Annotated in this window: 13 protein-coding genes; 9 read left to right on the plus strand and 4 right to left on the minus strand. The window is 61.3% G+C overall.

All coding sequences use genetic code 11. The features are described 5' to 3' along the window. Positions 1 to 5: 5 nt before the first annotated feature. The 3 genes from glgC (at position 6) to glgP (ending at position 5,265) form a co-directional block, all read left to right on the plus strand. Positions 6 to 1,292, plus strand: coding sequence for a glucose-1-phosphate adenylyltransferase (gene glgC, locus MC269_RS01155; RefSeq protein ID WP_081136527.1), 1,287 nt, complete (start codon positions 6 to 8; stop codon positions 1,290 to 1,292). 70 nt (positions 1,293 to 1,362) lie between these two features. Continuing rightward, positions 1,363 to 2,796 (plus strand): glycogen synthase GlgA, encoded by a 1,434-nt coding sequence (glgA, locus tag MC269_RS01160; protein ID WP_239953478.1) that lies wholly within the window; start codon positions 1,363 to 1,365, stop codon positions 2,794 to 2,796. A 21-nt stretch (positions 2,797 to 2,817) separates the two neighbouring features. Then, positions 2,818 to 5,265, plus strand: a complete 2,448-nt coding sequence (glgP, locus tag MC269_RS01165; RefSeq protein ID WP_081136531.1) for a glycogen phosphorylase — start codon at positions 2,818 to 2,820, stop codon at positions 5,263 to 5,265. A gap of 1,003 nt (positions 5,266 to 6,268) precedes the next feature. Here the strand turns inward: glgP and glpD are convergent. Then, the gene (gene glpD / locus MC269_RS01170; RefSeq protein ID WP_239953481.1) at positions 6,269 to 7,777 is read right to left on the minus strand and encodes a glycerol-3-phosphate dehydrogenase; all 1,509 of its coding nucleotides are present in this window, start codon (positions 7,775 to 7,777) and stop codon (positions 6,269 to 6,271) included. A 227-nt stretch (positions 7,778 to 8,004) separates the two neighbouring features. Here glpD and glpE point away from each other — a divergent pair, with 227 nt between their 5' ends. The 4 genes from glpE to malQ all read left to right on the plus strand — a co-directional run bounded on the left by glpE (position 8,005) and on the right by malQ (position 12,236). Further along, a complete protein-coding gene (glpE, locus tag MC269_RS01175; protein WP_239953483.1) occupies positions 8,005 to 8,331 on the plus strand; it encodes a thiosulfate sulfurtransferase GlpE in 327 nt (108 codons plus the stop codon). A gap of 33 nt (positions 8,332 to 8,364) precedes the next feature. After that, a complete protein-coding gene (glpG, locus tag MC269_RS01180; protein ID WP_239955046.1) occupies positions 8,365 to 9,189 on the plus strand; it encodes a rhomboid family intramembrane serine protease GlpG in 825 nt (274 codons plus the stop codon). Positions 9,190 to 9,221: 32 nt separating this feature from the next. Continuing rightward, on the plus strand, positions 9,222 to 9,980 hold the full coding sequence (locus MC269_RS01185; RefSeq protein WP_081136537.1) for a DeoR/GlpR family transcriptional regulator: 759 nt from the start codon (positions 9,222 to 9,224) through the stop codon (positions 9,978 to 9,980). Between the two features lie 183 nt (positions 9,981 to 10,163). After that, the gene (gene malQ / locus MC269_RS01190; protein ID WP_239953485.1) at positions 10,164 to 12,236 is read left to right on the plus strand and encodes a 4-alpha-glucanotransferase; all 2,073 of its coding nucleotides are present in this window, start codon (positions 10,164 to 10,166) and stop codon (positions 12,234 to 12,236) included. Positions 12,237 to 12,279: 43 nt separating this feature from the next. Here the strand turns inward: malQ and nfuA are convergent, their stop codons facing one another. Both nfuA and gntX read right to left on the minus strand, forming a co-directional pair. Next, positions 12,280 to 12,855: a Fe-S biogenesis protein NfuA gene (nfuA, locus tag MC269_RS01195; protein ID WP_081136541.1), complete on the minus strand. Its 576-nt coding sequence runs from the start codon at positions 12,853 to 12,855 to the stop codon at positions 12,280 to 12,282. Between the two features lie 58 nt (positions 12,856 to 12,913). Continuing rightward, entirely contained in the window at positions 12,914 to 13,594 is a 681-nt protein-coding gene (gene gntX / locus MC269_RS01200) for a DNA utilization protein GntX (protein ID WP_239953487.1), read from the minus strand. A gap of 35 nt (positions 13,595 to 13,629) precedes the next feature. On the opposite strand from gntX, the gene bioH reads away from it, so the two are divergent. Both bioH and MC269_RS01210 read left to right on the plus strand, forming a co-directional pair. Further along, entirely contained in the window at positions 13,630 to 14,406 is a 777-nt protein-coding gene (gene bioH / locus MC269_RS01205) for a pimeloyl-ACP methyl ester esterase BioH (RefSeq protein ID WP_239953489.1), read from the plus strand. A gap of 169 nt (positions 14,407 to 14,575) precedes the next feature. After that, positions 14,576 to 14,845, plus strand: coding sequence for a YdgH/BhsA/McbA-like domain containing protein (locus tag MC269_RS01210; protein WP_081136547.1), 270 nt, complete (start codon positions 14,576 to 14,578; stop codon positions 14,843 to 14,845). Here the strand turns inward: MC269_RS01210 and MC269_RS01215 are convergent, their stop codons facing one another. Beyond that, positions 14,846 to 16,537: an alpha-amylase family glycosyl hydrolase gene (locus tag MC269_RS01215; RefSeq protein ID WP_239953491.1), complete on the minus strand. Its 1,692-nt coding sequence runs from the start codon at positions 16,535 to 16,537 to the stop codon at positions 14,846 to 14,848. It lies immediately after the preceding gene. Positions 16,538 to 16,583: the final 46 nt, after the last annotated feature.

The raw sequence follows: 16,583 nt of genomic DNA on the forward strand, positions 1-16,583 counted from the left end.
CAGACATGGTTAAGTTAGACAGAACCGATCACCTGATGCTGGCCCGCCAGCTCCCTACACAGACGGTTGCGCTGATCCTCGCCGGGGGAAGAGGCACGCGCCTGAAAGATCTGACCGCCAAACGCGCCAAGCCAGCGGTGCACTTCGGCGGCAAGTTTCGCATTATCGATTTCGCGCTCTCCAACTGCATCAACTCGGGGATCCGCCGCATCGGCGTCATCACCCAGTATCAGTCGCACACGCTAACGCAGCACGTTCAGCGCGGCTGGTCTATCTTCAACGAAGAGATGAACGAGTTCGTTGACCTGCTGCCGGCGCAGCAGCGGACGTTAACGGAACACTGGTATCGCGGCACCGCGGACGCCGTGACCCAGAACCTCGACATTATTCGCCGCTATCAGGCGCAGTACATCGTGATTCTGGCCGGGGATCATATTTATAAAATGGACTATTCGCGCATGCTGCTCGACCACGTCGACGCCAACGCGAAGTGCACCATTGCCTGCTTGCCCGTGCCGCTTCATGAAGCAACCGCCTTTGGCGTGATGGCGGTGGATGAACACAACAAAGTGATCGACTTCGTCGAGAAGCCGCCGCAGCCGCCCGCCATGCCGGGGGACGACACGCAGGCGCTCGCCAGCATGGGGATCTATGTGTTTAACGCCGACTATCTCTATCAGCTGCTGGAGGAAGATCTTCAGGAGCCGAACTCCAACCACGACTTCGGCAAAGATATTCTGCCCAAAGTGGTGGCGAGCGGCGAAGGCTACGCGCATTCGTTCACGCTCTCCTGCGTGCAGCAGGATGAGAGTTCGACGCCCTACTGGCGCGACGTAGGGACGCTGGAAGCCTACTGGCGCGCGAATCTCGATCTCGCGTCGGTCACGCCGGAGCTGGATATGTATGACCATACCTGGCCGATCCGGACGCATATGGAGCCGCTGCCGCCCGCCAAGTTCGTGCAGGACCGCTCGGGCAGCCACGGGATGACGATGAACTCGCTGATCTCGGGCGGCACCATTATCTCGGGGTCGGTGGTGGTCAACTCGGTGCTGTTTCCGCGCGTGCGCATCAACTCGTTTTGCAATATCGATTCCGCCGTACTGCTGCCCGACGTGGTGGTGGGACGATCCTGCCGCCTGCGCCGATGCGTCATCGACCGCGCCTGCGTGCTGCCGGAAGGCATGGTGATAGGAGAGAATCCTGACGAGGACAGTCGTCGGTTTTACCGTTCAGAAGAGGGTATCGTTCTGGTCACACGCGCCATGCTTGCCAGGCTGGCCAGCGCGTAGCCGTTAGCGATAAAAAGCACCATATAATCGACGCGAGGATCGCGCCCGATCACTAATTAAGAGGCCGAGGATGCAGGTTTTACATGTCTGTTCAGAACTTTTTCCGCTGCTAAAAACCGGCGGGTTGGCTGATGTTGTTGGGGCATTGCCGCAGGCGCAGATCGCTGACGGGACGGATACGCGGGTGCTGCTGCCCGCTTTTCCCGACCTGCGCAAAGGGATCCCCGAAACGGAAGTGGTGGCCGAGTTGCAGACCTTTGCCGGTCCGACACGGCTGCTGTTTGGCCATTTCAACGGCGTTGGCATCTATCTGATCGACGTGCCGGAGCTGTATGACCGTCCCGGCAGTCCGTATCACGATACGTCGCAGTTCGCCTATGTGGATAACTACCTGCGCTTCGCGCTGCTGGGCTGGATGGGGTGTGAAATCGCCAGCGGGCTGGACACCTACTGGCGGCCCGATATCGTGCATGCCCATGACTGGCATGCGGGCCTGACCTGCGCCTATCTGGAGGCGCGCGGACGTCCGGCAAAGTCGGTGTTTACCGTACACAACCTGGCGTATCAGGGGCTGTTCAACGCGCGTCATCTGGACGAAATCGAACTGCCGCGGGCGTTTTTCGATATGCACGGGCTGGAGTTCTACGGCCAGATCTCCTATCTGAAGGCGGGGCTCTTTTTCGCCGATCACATTACCGCCGTCAGCCCGACCTATGCGCACGAGATCACCCGTCCTGAGTTCGGCTACGGCATGGAGTCGCTGCTGGAGCAGCGGCTGCGCGAAGGGCGCCTGAGCGGCATCCTTAACGGTGTCGATCCCGGCATCTGGGACCCGGCGCACGACCTGCTGCTCAGCGCGCGCTACAACCGCGACACGCTGGAGGCGAAGGCGGAGAACAAACGGCAGCTGCAGATCGCCATGGGGCTTAAGGTCGACGACAGCGTGCCGGTGTTCGCGGTGATCAGCCGTCTGACGCGGCAAAAAGGGCTGGATCTGGTGCTGGAGGCGCTGCCTGGCCTGCTGGCGCAGGGCGGTCAGCTGGTGCTGCTCGGACAGGGCGACGCCGAACTGCAGCAGGGCTTCCTGGCGGCGGCGGCGGAGCATCCCGGCAGCGTCGGCGTGCAGATCGGCTATCACGAAGCCTTTTCGCACCGCATTGTCGGCGGCGCGGACGTCATTATGGTGCCGAGCCGCTTCGAGCCCTGCGGCCTGACTCAGCTCTACGGCCTGAAGTACGGCACCTTGCCGCTGGTGCGGCGCACGGGCGGCCTGGCCGATACGGTCAACGACAGCTCGCTGGAGAACCTCGCTGACGGCATCGCCAGCGGCTTTAGCTTTGAAGACAGCAACGCCTGGTCGCTGCTGCGGGCGATTCGGCGCGCGTTTGTCTTGTGGTCCCGGCCTTCGCTCTGGCGCTACGTGCAGCGACAGGCGATGGGAATGGATTTCAGCTGGCAGGTGGCCGCGCAGGCCTATCGCGATCTTTACCAACGTTTGCTGTAACGAGAGACTGGGATAACTGATATGAATGCTCCTTTCACCTACACGTCGCCGACACTGACGGTCGAGGCGCTGAAACACTCGATTGCCTATAAGCTGATGTTCACCATCGGCAAGGATCCCTCCGTGGCGAACCAGCATGACTGGCTCAACGCCTCGCTGCTGGCGGTGCGCGACCGTATGGTGGAGCGCTGGCTGCGCTCCAGCCGCGCGCAGCTTTCGCAGGATGTGCGTCAGGTCTACTACCTGTCGATGGAGTTTCTGCTGGGCCGGACGTTAGGCAACGCGCTGATGGCGATGGGCATTTATGACGATCTCAACCAGGCGCTGGACGAGATGGGACTGGATCTGGCCGATCTGATGGAAGAAGAGAACGATCCCGGGCTCGGCAACGGCGGCCTCGGGCGGCTCGCCGCCTGTTTTCTCGACTCGCTCGCCACGCTCGGCCTGCCGGGACGCGGCTACGGCATCCGCTACGACTACGGCATGTTCCGGCAGAATATTATCGACGGCGAGCAGAAAGAGTCGCCCGACTACTGGCTGGAATACGGCAACCCCTGGGAGTTCCAGCGCTACAACACGCGCTACAAGGTGCGTTTCGGCGGCCGCATTCAGCATGAAGGATCCAAGGTGCGCTGGCTGGAGACGGAAGAGATCGTGGCGATGGCCTACGATCAGATCATTCCCGGCTTCGACACCGATGCTACCAACACCCTGCGGCTGTGGGGCGCGCAGGCGAGCAACGAAATCAATCTGGGCAAATTCAACCAGGGCGATTACTTTGCCGCGGTAGAAGATAAAAACCACTCTGAAAACGTGTCGCGCGTGCTCTATCCCGACGACTCGACCTATTCAGGCCGCGAGCTGCGCCTGCGTCAGGAGTACTTCCTTGTCTCCGCCACGGTGCAGGATATCCTTAACCGCCACTGGCAAATGCACAAGACCTGGGCCAACCTGGCGGATAAGATCGCCATCCACCTGAACGACACCCATCCGGTGCTGGCGATCCCGGAGCTGATGCGTCTGCTGATCGACGAGCACAAGTTTAGCTGGGACGACGCCTTTGAAGTGACCTGTCAGGTCTTCTCCTACACCAACCACACGCTGATGAGCGAAGCGCTGGAAACCTGGCCGGTAGAGATGATCGGCAAGATCCTGCCGCGCCATCTCGGCATTATTTTCGAGATCAACGACTACTTCCTGAAGACGATTCAGGAGTACTACCCGGATGACTGGGATCTGCTGTCGCGCATCTCTATCATTGATGAAAACAACGGCCGCCGTATCCGCATGGCGTGGCTGGCGGTGGTGGTGAGCCACAAGGTCAACGGCGTCTCTGAGCTGCACTCCAATCTGATGGTGCAGTCGCTGTTTGCCGATTTCGCCCGTCTCTTCCCAGGCCGCTTCTGCAATAAAACCAACGGCGTAACGCCGCGTCGCTGGCTGGCGCTGGCCAACCCTGCGCTGTCGGATCTGCTGGATGAAGAGATTGGCCGCACCTGGCGCACCGATCTCAGCCAGCTCGCCGAGCTGAACCAGCAGGTCGATTTTCCGGCGTTTATCGAGAAGGTGGCGGACGCCAAGTTTGCCAACAAGCGTCGTCTGGCGGACTGGGTGGCGAAGAATCTGGACGTGGTGCTCGACCCCAACGCCTTGTTCGACGTGCAGATCAAGCGCATCCACGAGTACAAGCGTCAGCTGTTGAACGTGCTGCACGTCATCACCCGCTATAACCGCATTAAGGCCGATCCCAACGCCGACTGGGTGCCGCGCGTCAATATTTTCGCCGGCAAGGCGGCTTCCGCCTACTACACCGCCAAGCACATTATTCACCTGATCAACGATGTGGCGAGCGTGATCAACAACGATCCGCAGGTGAAGAACAAACTGAAAGTGGTGTTTATCCCCAACTACAGCGTCAGTCTGGCGCAGATCATTATTCCGGCGGCGGATCTCTCTGAACAGATTTCCACGGCGGGCACCGAGGCGTCGGGCACCAGCAATATGAAGTTTGCGCTCAACGGCGCGCTGACTATCGGCACGCTGGATGGCGCCAACGTCGAGATGCTGGAGCACGTCGGCGAGGAGAATATCTTTATTTTCGGCAACACCACGCCGCAGGTGGAGGCGCTGCGCAGCGGCGGCTATAACCCGCGTAAATATTACGAAGAGGATGCCGAGCTGCATCAGGTGCTGACGCAAATCGCCTCTGGGGTGTTTAGCCCGCAGGAGCCAGGCCGCTACCGTAACCTGTTCGATTCGCTGGTGAACTTTGGCGACCACTATCAGCTGCTGGCGGATTACCGCAGCTATGTGGATACCCAGGATAAGGTAGATGAGCTGTATCGCAAGCCGGAAGAGTGGCAGCGCCGCGCGGCGCTGAATATCGCCAATATGGGGTATTTTTCGTCCGACCGGACCATCCAGGAGTATGCGGATGAGATTTGGCATATTAAGCCAGTGAGGCTTTGAGCGGGTTCCCGCCCGCTGGCGGGGTTGCCTGCTGCGCAGGCGGGCTTAGGTTCGCTGCACGAACCGGCTCTGAGCGGGTTTCGTTCGCCCAACAGCGAGGCAGTTTCATTTCGCCCGCTGCGGGCGACCGAGCAGGGCCGGTAGGCGCCGGCCCTGCACCCGCGCCCCGGGCCAGCTCAGCCGCCCGCTGCGCGGGTCCCTTCGCTCCCTCAGGATTTCTGACGGACCGGCTGGATTCGCCTTATTCGCCCCATCCCTGGGGCTCACCCCTTCGGGGCCAGCGCTTTGCGCGGTTCAAAAACGCTCCCGGCGTTTTTGTCCCTGGCTCATGCCAGCCTCTTCGCGGCATCCCTGCCGCTCGTCCTGAAATCCCTCCTCCGCTCAGCGGCTGCGATGGCCCCTACAACCCCCGCTGCAAATCTCGTAAGTTTCATGACGACCTTCGTTGCTGAAAACGTGAGTTATGCGTTCAGACGACACTGTCGTTAATGAAGAATCAGGAATCACAGGCGGGGCAGTGTCAGAGGCATCCGACACGCTGAGGCGCGCACGGCGGCCAGGACGAGCCGACAGGACGTCGGCGAGAGGGAGGGCCAGGCCAGGACGGCCTGTCCCGACGGGTCCGTGCGGCCGACGTAAGCAACGAAGGGACCGCGCGGAGCGCGGCGTGGAGGCTGCCGGAAGCCGGGATTGTTAAGGGGCTGGCGAGCCCCTTAACACGCACGCCAGCAGCGGAGCAGCTGAAACTCCCTGCCGCCTGGCGGGCGGAACCCGCTCAGAGCCGGTTCGCGCAGCGAACACCGAGCCGCCTGCGCAGCAGGCAAACGTGCCTGGCGGGCGGAACCCGCTCAGAGCCAGTTCGCGCAGCGAACACCGAACCGCCTGCGCAGTAGGCAAACGCGGCTGGCGGGCGAAACCCGCTCATAGCCCGTTCGCGCAGCGAACGCAAGCCCGCCTGCGCAGCAGGCAAAAAAAAACGGGGCCGAAGCCCCGTTGATCTTATTTAGCTCGCCAGCGACAGGCTGGGCTTCTGACTGTGCGTTGCCAGCCACTCCGCCACGCGCGCCTGCTGCGCCTCATTCAGCCACATCCCTTGCTTGGTGCGGCGCCAGATAGCATCGTCCAGCTCGCGCACCCATTCGTTCTGCACCAGATAGCGTAGCTCGGCTTCATAGAAGTCATGGCCGAAGTTCTCGCCCAGATCCTCAAGGCGCGACGCGCCATCGAGCAGCGTCTCGGTGCTGCTGCCGTAGGTACGGGCGAAGTGACGCGCCATGCCTTCGGTAATAAACGGATAGCGACGACGCAGGCTGGCGGCGTAGTCTTCACGCGTACCGGCGATATCGCCGCCCGGCAACACGCAGTTTTTCGTCCATGCCGGACCGGCATTCGGGAAATACTTCGTCAGCTTCTCCAGTGCATGCTCCGCCAGCTTACGGTAGGTGGTCAGCTTGCCGCCGAACACCGACAGCAGCGGCGCCTGGCCGTTGTCGTCGCGCACGTCCAGCGTGTAGTCGCGGGTAATCGCCTGCGGCGAATCGGATTCGTCGTCGCACAGCGGACGCACGCCGGAGTAGGTCCAGACCACATCGTTGCGCGCCAGCGGCTTCTTGAAGTGGCTGTTGTAAATCTTCAGCAGATAGTCGATCTCGCTCTCGTCGATTTTGACGTTCTTCGGATCGCCTTTGTACTCCACGTCGGTGGTGCCGATAATGGAGAAATCGTCCATCCACGGGATCACAAACACGATACGGTTATCTTCGTTCTGCAGAATGTAGGACTGCTTCTCGTTGTGCACGCGCGGCACCACGATATGGCTGCCTTTAATCAGACGAATGCCGTAAGGCGATTTCAGCTTCAGGCCGTCGTCAAAGAACTGTTTCACCCACGGGCCCGCCGCGTTCACCAGCGCTTTGGCGCGCCAGGTGTAAGTTTTGCCGCTGTCGACATCTTCCGCTTCTACCATCCACAGGCCGTTTTCACGCCAGGCGCGCGTCACGCGGGTGCGGGTGCGGACGTCGCCGCCGCGCTTCACCACTTCCTGCGCGTTCAGCACCACCAGACGCGCATCGTCTACCCAGCAGTCGGAATATTCGAAACCGCGCGTAATCTCCGGCTTCAGGGCCGAATCCGCGCCAAAACGCAGGCTCTTGCTGCCCGGCAGGCTGGTGCGTTTGCCAAGATGGTCATATAAAAACAGGCCGGTGCGGATCATCCACGCCGGGCGCAGATGCGGACGGTGCGGCAGGCGGAAGCGCATCGGGAAGGCGATATGCGGCGCCATCTTCAGCAGCACTTCACGCTCTGCCAGCGCCTCGCTGACCAGACGGAATTCGTAGTGTTCGAGGTAGCGCAGGCCGCCGTGAATCAGCTTTGAACTGGCGGAAGAGGTCGCGCAAGCCAGGTCCCGCGCCTCCAGCATTAGCACTGACAGGCCGCGTCCTGCAGCGTCCGCTGCAATGCCGGCACCGTTGATGCCGCCGCCGATCACGATCAGGTCTTTGGTTTCCACGTCATCTCCTCCGATGTTCGGAATAGTTCATTAATGTTCGTTTTCGAGCATAATCATAATCGCAAACCAACATTGATGCCAGTGTTTAACGTGGTAAAAACATTTTAGCGTGATATAGCTAACATTCTTGCTGAGAAAAAAATACAAAGCCGCAGAGTTTGTCAGGTTATTGGGGCAGCTTATCGGGTTACACTAGGCGACAATTGTGTCGTCGTAATGAGAAAATCATGGAAACATTCGAATGTATTAACGTTCAGCAGGCCAGCGAACAGCTGGCGCAGGGCGCGCTGCTGGTCGACATCCGCGATGCGCAGAGCTTCGCGCTGGGCCATGCGAAAAGCGCGCAGCACCTGAGCAACACCAACCTGAATGCGTTTCTCGCCAGCGCCAGCCGCGAGCTGCCGGTGCTGGTGATGTGTTATCACGGCAACAGCAGCAAAGGCGCGGCGCAGTATCTGCTGAGCCAGGGCTTCCACGCCGCCTACAGCATCGACGGCGGCTTCGACGCCTGGCGTGCCGCGTTCCCGGCGCAGGTTGCTGACGGCGGCCAGTGAGCCACGCGCAAAGGACAAGGAGAGTGAATAATGGTGCGCATTACCCAGTTCAATAACCCGCGCATGGCGCAGGCGTTTGTCGACTATATGGCGACGCGCGGCGTCACGCTGCGCATCGAACAGGACGGTCACGCGGTCATCCTGCTCGACGATGAGAGCCAGCTCTCAATGGTCGAAAACGAACTTCAGCAGTTTGTGCGCCAGCCGGACCATCCCCGCTATCAGGCCGCCAGCTGGCATACCGGCAGCACCAAAAGCGGCCTGCGCTATGAGCGTAGCAACCTCTGGACTAACATTCGCGATCGCGCCGGTCCGCTCACCATGACCATCCTGTTTGTCTGCATCGCGGTGTTTATTCTGATGCAGATTTTCGGCGATCAGACCGTGCTGCTGTGGCTCAGCTGGCCGGACGGACCGGGCCAGTATTTTCAAGTCTGGCGCTGGTTCAGCCATGCGCTGCTGCACTTCTCGCTGCTGCATATCCTGTTTAACCTGATGTGGTGGTGGTATCTGGGCGGCGCGGTAGAGAAGCGGCTCGGCAGCGGCAAGCTGTTCGTCATTATGCTGATCTCAGCGCTGCTGAGCGGCTTCGTGCAGGCGAAATTCAGCGGCATCTGGTTCGGCGGGCTGTCGGGCGTGGTCTATGCGCTGATGGGCTACTGCTGGCTGCGCGGCGAGCGCGATCCCGAAAGCGGCGTCTATCTGGAGCGCGGCCTGATTGGTTTTGCCATTGTATGGCTGGTGATCGGCTGGTATGGCGCGTTTGGACTCGCTATCGCCAATGGCGCACACGTTGCCGGTCTGCTGGTCGGGCTGGCGATGGCGTTTGTCGATACCCGTGCAGTGCGGCGCCGTTAGCGCCGGATAAGAAAAGAAAACAGGAGAGTAATGTGAAGCAGACGCAACGTCATGACGCCATTATCGATCTGGTCCGGCGTCAGGGATATGTCAGTACCGAAGAGCTGGTAGAGCATTTTGAGGTCAGCCCGCAGACCATTCGTCGCGATCTTAACGACCTCGCCGATCAGAATAAAATTCAGCGTCATCACGGCGGCGCGGCGCTGCCTTCCAGCTCTGAAAACACCGCCTGGCAAGAGCGTAAGATGATGTGGTCGGCGGAGAAAGCACGCATCGCCGAACGCGTCGCCAGCGAAATACCCGACGGCGCGACGCTGTTTATCGATATCGGCACCACGCCGGAAGCGGTGGCGCACGCGCTGCTGAACCATAAAAATCTGCGCGTGGTCACCAACAACATCAACGTTGCGACGCTGCTGATGTGCAAGCCCGACTTCCGGCTGATTATTGCCGGTGGCGAAGTGCGCACGCGCGACGGCGGCATTATGGGCGAAGCGACGCTCGATTTTATCTCCCAGTTCCGCCTCGACTTCGGCATTCTCGGCATTAGCGGCATCGATATGGACGGCTCGCTGCTGGAGTTCGATTACCATGAGGTGCGCACCAAACGCGCCATCATCGAGAATTCACGCTGCGTCATGCTGGTGGTCGACCATTCGAAATTTGGCCGCAACGCGATGGTGAACCTCGGCAATATGGGGCTGATCGACCAGCTCTACACCGACAAGCAGCCGCCCGCCAGCATTATGAAGGTGATTGAGCAGCATGAGGTGCAGCTCGAACTCTGCTAATCCCGCCGTAATAAGCGTCATGGCGTAAACGCTCTGCCCATGACGCTTGCGCCTGACCTTTTTCTTTGTTTCCTGTCGATTTTTTCCCCACTGCCGTCTTTACTTAATGCTCAGTTTGCCTGTGCGCAGACATTCATCACACCGTCACTCAACGGCTTTGGATCACGACGCTAAGGGGAGAGCATGAAAGAGAGCGCACTGGATCGCGCGGCAGTCGCCGCCGGGATTTCCCTGACCTATACCAACGCCAAAGGCGAGCCGGAAGCCATTAGCGACGACACTAAAACGGCGCTGCTGGCGGTTATGGGCGATGCGCGCCAGGAGAAGGGCGCGCCGCTGCCGCCGGTGCAGGTCTTCAGCGGCGGCGCCGCGCGACAGCTTGAGCCGCAAGGGCGCGGCCGCTATCAGTGGCGGCTGCGCAGCGAAAAGGGCCGCGAGTTCAGCGGCGAACTCGAGGCGGGCGAGCCGTTTACGCTGCCGTCGCCGCTCGGCCACGGCTATCACCAGCTGACGCTGAGCAAAGGCAAAAAAGCGTGGCAGACGCGCATTATCCTGACGCCGCGTCGCTGCTGGCTGCCGGCGCCGCTGCGCAACGGCGAGAAACGCTGGGGCGCGCTGGTGCAGCTTTACACCGTGCGCTCCGCCGATAACTGGGGCATCGGCGATTTCGGCGACCTGCAGCAGCTGCTGGAGCAGGTGGCGCGCCAGGGCGGCGACTTCGTCGGCCTTAATCCGCTGCACGCGCTCTATCCCGCCACGCCCGATTTTGCCAGCCCCTACAGCCCCTCTTCGCGGCGCTGGCTGAATATTATCTATATCAGCGTGGCGCAGCTGGAGGACTTTCAGAACAGCGCGGCGGCGCAGAAGTGGTGGAACGCGGCGAAAACCCAGCGCGCGCTGGCGAAGGCGCGCGACAGCGAGTTTGTCGACTACGCGGCGGTGATGGCGCTGAAGCTCGCCGCGCTGCGTCACGCCTGGGCGCAGTTTAGCCAGCGCGCGGAAGAGGATGCGCAGCGACAGGCGTTTGCCGATTTCGTGCGCGACGGCGGCGACAGCCTGCGCTATCAGGCGGCCTACGACGGTTTGCAGGCGGAACGCCGCGCCGAGGATAATCAGGCCTGGGGCTGGCCCGCCTGGCCGGAGAGCTGGCGCAGCAGCCAGTCGCCCGAGGTGCAGCGCTGGTGCGCGGCGCACGAAGAAGAGATCGCCTTCTGGCAGTGGCTGCAGTGGCTGGCGCAGACCCAGTTTGCCCAGTGCTGGGCGCGCAGCCAGGCGTTGAACATGACGGTGGGCCTCTATCGCGACCTGGCGGTCGGCGTCGCAGAAGGCAGCGCGGAAACCTGGCACGATCCTGAGCTTTATCGTCTGGAAGCGTCGGTCGGCGCGCCGCCGGATCGCCTCGGTCCGCTGGGGCAAAACTGGGGCCTGCCGCCGATGGATCCGCACGTGATGCGCGCGCGCGGCTACCAGCCGTTTATCGACATGCTGCGCGCCAATATGCGCGACTGCGGCGCGCTGCGCATCGATCACGTCATGGCGCTGCTGCGACTGTGGTGGGTGCCGAAAGGGGAAACCGCCGATAAAGGCGCCTACGTCAGCTATCCGGTGCAGGATCTGCTGGGCGTGCTGGCGCTGGAAAGCCAGCGGCATCGCTGTATGGTAATTGGCGAAGATCTTGGCACCGTGCCGCCGGAAATCGTCGGCCTGCTGCGCGCCAGCGGCGTCTTCTCCTGGAAGGTGATGTGGTTTGAGCAGCAGCGCGACGGCCGCTATCGCCTGCCTGGCGACTATCCGCGCCAGTCGATTGCCAGCGCCAGCACGCACGATCTGCCGACGCTGAGCGGCTTCTGGAACGCTGGCGACTTCGCGCTGGGTGAAAAGCTCAAGCTTTATCCCGGCAAAGCGGTTTTGCAGTCGCTGCATGAACAGCGGGCGAAGCAGAAACAGGCGCTGCTGGACGCGCTGCATCTGGCGGGCGCGATGCCGGCGCGCAGCGCGCGTCAGGCGGAGAAGCTGGAGATGACGCCCGCGCTCAATCTGGCAATGCATAAGTTTCTGGCGGCGACCGGCAGCGCGCTGTTAGGCCTGCAGCCAGAGGACTGGATCGGCATGACCACGCCGGTCAACGTGCCGGGCACGGTCGATCAATACCCCAACTGGCGACGCAAGCTGACGCAGCCGCTGGAAACCATCTTTGCGGATAAAGCGGTGGTGAAACTGCTGAAGGCGGTGAGCCAGACGCGGAAAGAGGCGTAGCAAACAGGGCGCGACAGTCGATGACTGTCGCGCAGAGCAGCGATTAGTAGTAGGAGTGCTCGCCGCGCTGGTGCTCGGTGAGATCGCGCACGCCTTTCAGCTCCGGGAAAGCGGCCAGCAGCTCTTTTTCGATGCCGTCTTTCAGGGTGACGTCGATCATTGAGCAGCCGTTACAGCCGCCGCCGAACTGCAGAATGGCGTAGCCGTCGTCGGTGATTTCCATCAGCGACACGCGACCGCCGTGACCCGCCAGCTGCGGATTGATCTGCGCCTGCAGCAGATATTCGACGCGTTCAACCATCGGCGCATCGTCAGAAACCTTGCGCATTTTGGCGTTCGGCGCTTTCAGCGTCAGCTGCGAGCCGAGGTTATCGGTGACAAAGTCGATTTCCGCGTCTTCCAGGTAGGGCGCGCTCAGTTCGTCAACGTAGGCCGAAAGCTTCTCGAACTTCAGCTCCGTGTCGGTGGCTTCTACCGCGTCCGGCGGACAGTAAGAGACGCCGCACTCGGCGGTTGGCGTACCCGGGTTAATGACGAATACGCGGATTTGGGTGCCATCTTCCTGTTTTGACAGCAGTTTTGCGAAATGCTCCTGGGCAGAGTCTGTAATTCGGATCATGGCAATTGCTCAATAGTTGACTAATTTAGTTGGTTATAATACGCCCATCACCGACGCTCTACAAGGTACGGCACAGGCACCAGATTTGTACGCTGGCCGCGCCCTGCGCCAGCAAAATGCGGCTAATCTCCCCCACGGTATGACCCGTCGTCACCACATCGTCTATCAGGGCGATATGGCGTCCGCGCACGGCGATTTCAAGGCGGAAGGCGCCGCGCACGTTGCGACGGCGCTGCGAGGCGCTGAGCTGATGCTGCAGCGCGCCGCGCCGCCTGCGGCGCACGGCATCGCGAAACTCGCAGCCCAGCCAGCGTGCCAGCGGCTGCGCCAGCAGCGCCGCCTGATTATAGCCGCGCTGGCAGGCGCGCCTTTTATGCAGCGGCACGCACAGCAGCAGATCCGGCCGCGCCAGCCCGCGCGTGCGGTGAGCGTCCAGCCAGCTTAGCAAAAGCAGCCGCGCCAGCATCACCCTGAGTGCGGTGACGCGGGAAAACTTCAGCTGCTGCACCCAGCGGCGCAGCGGCGGCTGATAGCCGCTGACGCAGACCAGCGCCTGCCACGCCGGCGGCGTGCGCAAGCAGCGGCCGCAGGCGATGCGGCAGGAGGCGGCGGGCAAGCCGCAGCGCGGACAGAGGATCGGCAACGACGGCAGGGCGCGCAGACAGACGCTGCATAATCCATGCGCGGCGAGGCGCAGCGGCAGCTGGCATAGCCAACAGAGGGCGGGCATTGGTAGCATAGCGGCCTCCTTAACGTTTTACGGGATAGTAACTGATGACCTCGCTTTACTGGCACACCTGCGGAGAAGGGAATGTGGATCTTGTGCTGCTGCACGGATGGGGGCTGAACGCCGAAGTGTGGCAAAGCATTGTGCCGCGACTCAGCCCGCATTTCCGCCTGCACCTGGTCGATCTGCCGGGCTATGGCCGCAGCCGGCGCGCCGGCGCGCTGTCGCTGGAGGAGATGGCGCAACAGCTGCTGCCGCATTTGCCCGCCCGCGCGCTGCTGCTGGGCTGGTCACTGGGCGGGCTGGTGGCGACCGAGCTGGCGCTGCGCGCGCCGCAGCAGGTCACGGGATTGATCAGCGTCGCCTCGTCGCCCTGTTTTACCGCCGGCGAGTCATGGCCGGGCATTAAGCCAGAAACGCTGGAAACCTTTCGGGCGCAGCTCAACAGCGACTTCCAGCGCACCGTCGAACGCTTTCTGGCGCTGCAGACGCTGGGCACCGACAGCGCGCGTCAGGATGCGCGCCGCTTAAAAGAGGTGGTGCTGGCGCAGCCGATGCCGCCGGTCGAGGTGCTGGACGGTGGGCTGGCGATCCTGCGTGAGGTGGATTTACGCCCTCGGCTGTCGCAGCTCAGCGTGCCGTTTTTGCGCCTCTATGGCGCGCTCGACGGGCTAGTCCCGCGCCGCATCGCCGCGCAGCTCGACGCGGCGCTGCCCGCTTCGCCTTCCGTGGTGATGGAGAAAGCCGCGCACGCGCCGTTTATTTCGCATCCTGACGCCTTCTGTCAGCATATTCTTGATTTCAGTCGAGAGTTTTGCGGTTAAACCCGGTGCGCGGCTGGCATTTTTTCCGGCAGCGACAATACTTTCCTGGTAAGCATGGCCGCTTCATGATGTGAATTGTCCAGGGAGAGGATAATGATGTTCCATCTCGCCTGACGCATTCGGCGTCTGCTTACATCTCACATAACGGAAATGAATGAGGGGTACTGTAATGAAGGTGATGAAATGGGTTGTCGCTTCGATGGTGATGGGTGCGGTGTCGTTTTCGGCGTTTGCGGCCAAGGAAGTGACCAAAGAAGAAGTGAAGAAAATGAATCTTCAGAAGATCGGCACGGTGAACACCACGGCGGAAACCACCTCGCCAATGGACGCCAAGCGCGAGCTTTCTAAACAGGCTGATGAAAAAGGAGGCAAATACTTCCTGGTGATCGCAGGCCGTGAACACGGCAAATTCAGCGCCACCGCAGAAGTCTATAAGTAATCAGCTTTTTAACCAGACAAACTGCCAGGCATCCAGCGTTATCCGCTGGGTGCCATCAACTTTCTCTCCCGTCACGATATCCTGAAAAAGGCGCGCCTCCGGCAGCGTTGTCTCCACGCTTTTGCCGCTCAGATTGAACACGCACAGCAGCCCGCTATCCTCCTGCTGCGGCGCATGGCGCTTCAGCACCAGCAGCGCATTGTCGCTGTCATAGAGCCGCATCGGATTATCGGGATGAAAAGCGGACTGGCGCGTGCGCAGCTGGATCAGCTGGCTCAGGCGGGTGTAGATGGCGTGACGCAGCGTGTCGTTCTGCGCCAGCGCTGCCTCTATCTCCGCCAGATCGAACTTCTGCCGGTTGATGGCGCGGTTATGGCCGGCGGCCTTGACGCCTTCATAGTCGTTGCGCGATCCGAGAATGCTCTGGATATAGATGGCGGGCACGCCGGGAAACGCCAGTAGAATGGCATGAGCCAGTAAAAAGCGCCGCAGGCGCGTGTCGTCGCTGTCCTGCTGGCGGTTAAGGGCATCAAGATAGGTGACGTTGATTTCGTAAGGGCTGGTGGTGCCGTCCGGGTTGTTTTTATAGGAAACCAGCGCCCCTTCCAGCGCCAGGTCGCGCACCAGCGCCACGATTTCCACTTCAGAGAGAATGCCGCGCGCCGGATTGAGCCCAATGCCGTCGTGCGAGGCGAGAAAGTTAAAAAAAGTGGTTCCGCCATTGCCTGGCTCCAGCGCGCCGGCCCACTGGCGCAGCGCGCGTCCTGAGCCAGAGTGAATGGCGTGCAGCACCAGCGGCGGCAGAGAGAACTGGTAGACCATCTGCGCCTCGTCATGGCCGTCGCCGAAGTAGCTGACGTTATCTTTATGCGGCACGTTGGTTTCCGTGATAATCACCGTGCCGGGCGCGACCGTGTCGGCAATGGCGCGAAACAGCTTCACCAGCAGATGGGTTTTCTCCAGATGGATGCAGCGCGTGCCGGGCGTTTTCCACATATAGCCCACGGCGTCGAGGCGCACGTAGTCCGCCCCTTTTTGCAGGTAGTCGAGCAGCACCTCCACCATGCGGATCAGCACCTCGGGATTGCCGAAGTTAAGATCGATCTGATCGGCACTGAAGGTGGTCCAGATAAAGCGCGTTTCGCCGCTGGCCATCTCGAACGGCGTCAGCAGCGGCGAGGTGCGCGGCCGCGTTACGGCGCTAAGATCGGTAGCGGGCGGCATGCTGATAAAGAAGTCGTCCCAGCCGGGATCGAGCGCCAGATAGTGTTTGAACCAGGCGCTGTGGGCGGACATATGGTTGCAGACAAAGTCGAACATCAGGCGCGTCTCCTGATGCAGCCGCGCAACGTCCGGCCACTCGCCGCACAGCGGATTGACCTGATGGTAATCAATCACGGAGAAGCCGTCGTCGGAGGAATAGGGGAAAAAGGGCAGCAGATGCACCAGCGGAAAGGAGGCCTGCAGATGCTGCTGGTAGAAGCGGGAAAAGCTCTGCAGCGTCGGCTTGTCCGTCTCGCGGAACTGATCGGCGTAGGTGATCAGCACCACGTCCTGTTCGTCCCAGTGCGCTTTGCGCGGCAGTTTAATCGCGTCGCGCGCGGCGGCGATGCGGCTCAGCAAGCGCGCTCGCGCCGCCTGGGGAAAGGTGTCGGCATAGATTTTATCAAGCAGCGCTGTGATCGTTTCCATCGCGAATTGGGTGCCACGTCCCGGGTTGTTTTTTATGCAGGCGTGT

The sequence above is a fragment of the Pantoea sp. Z09 genome (assembly GCF_022394795.1).
Taxonomy (GTDB): Bacteria; Pseudomonadota; Gammaproteobacteria; order Enterobacterales; family Enterobacteriaceae; genus Pantoea; species Pantoea latae.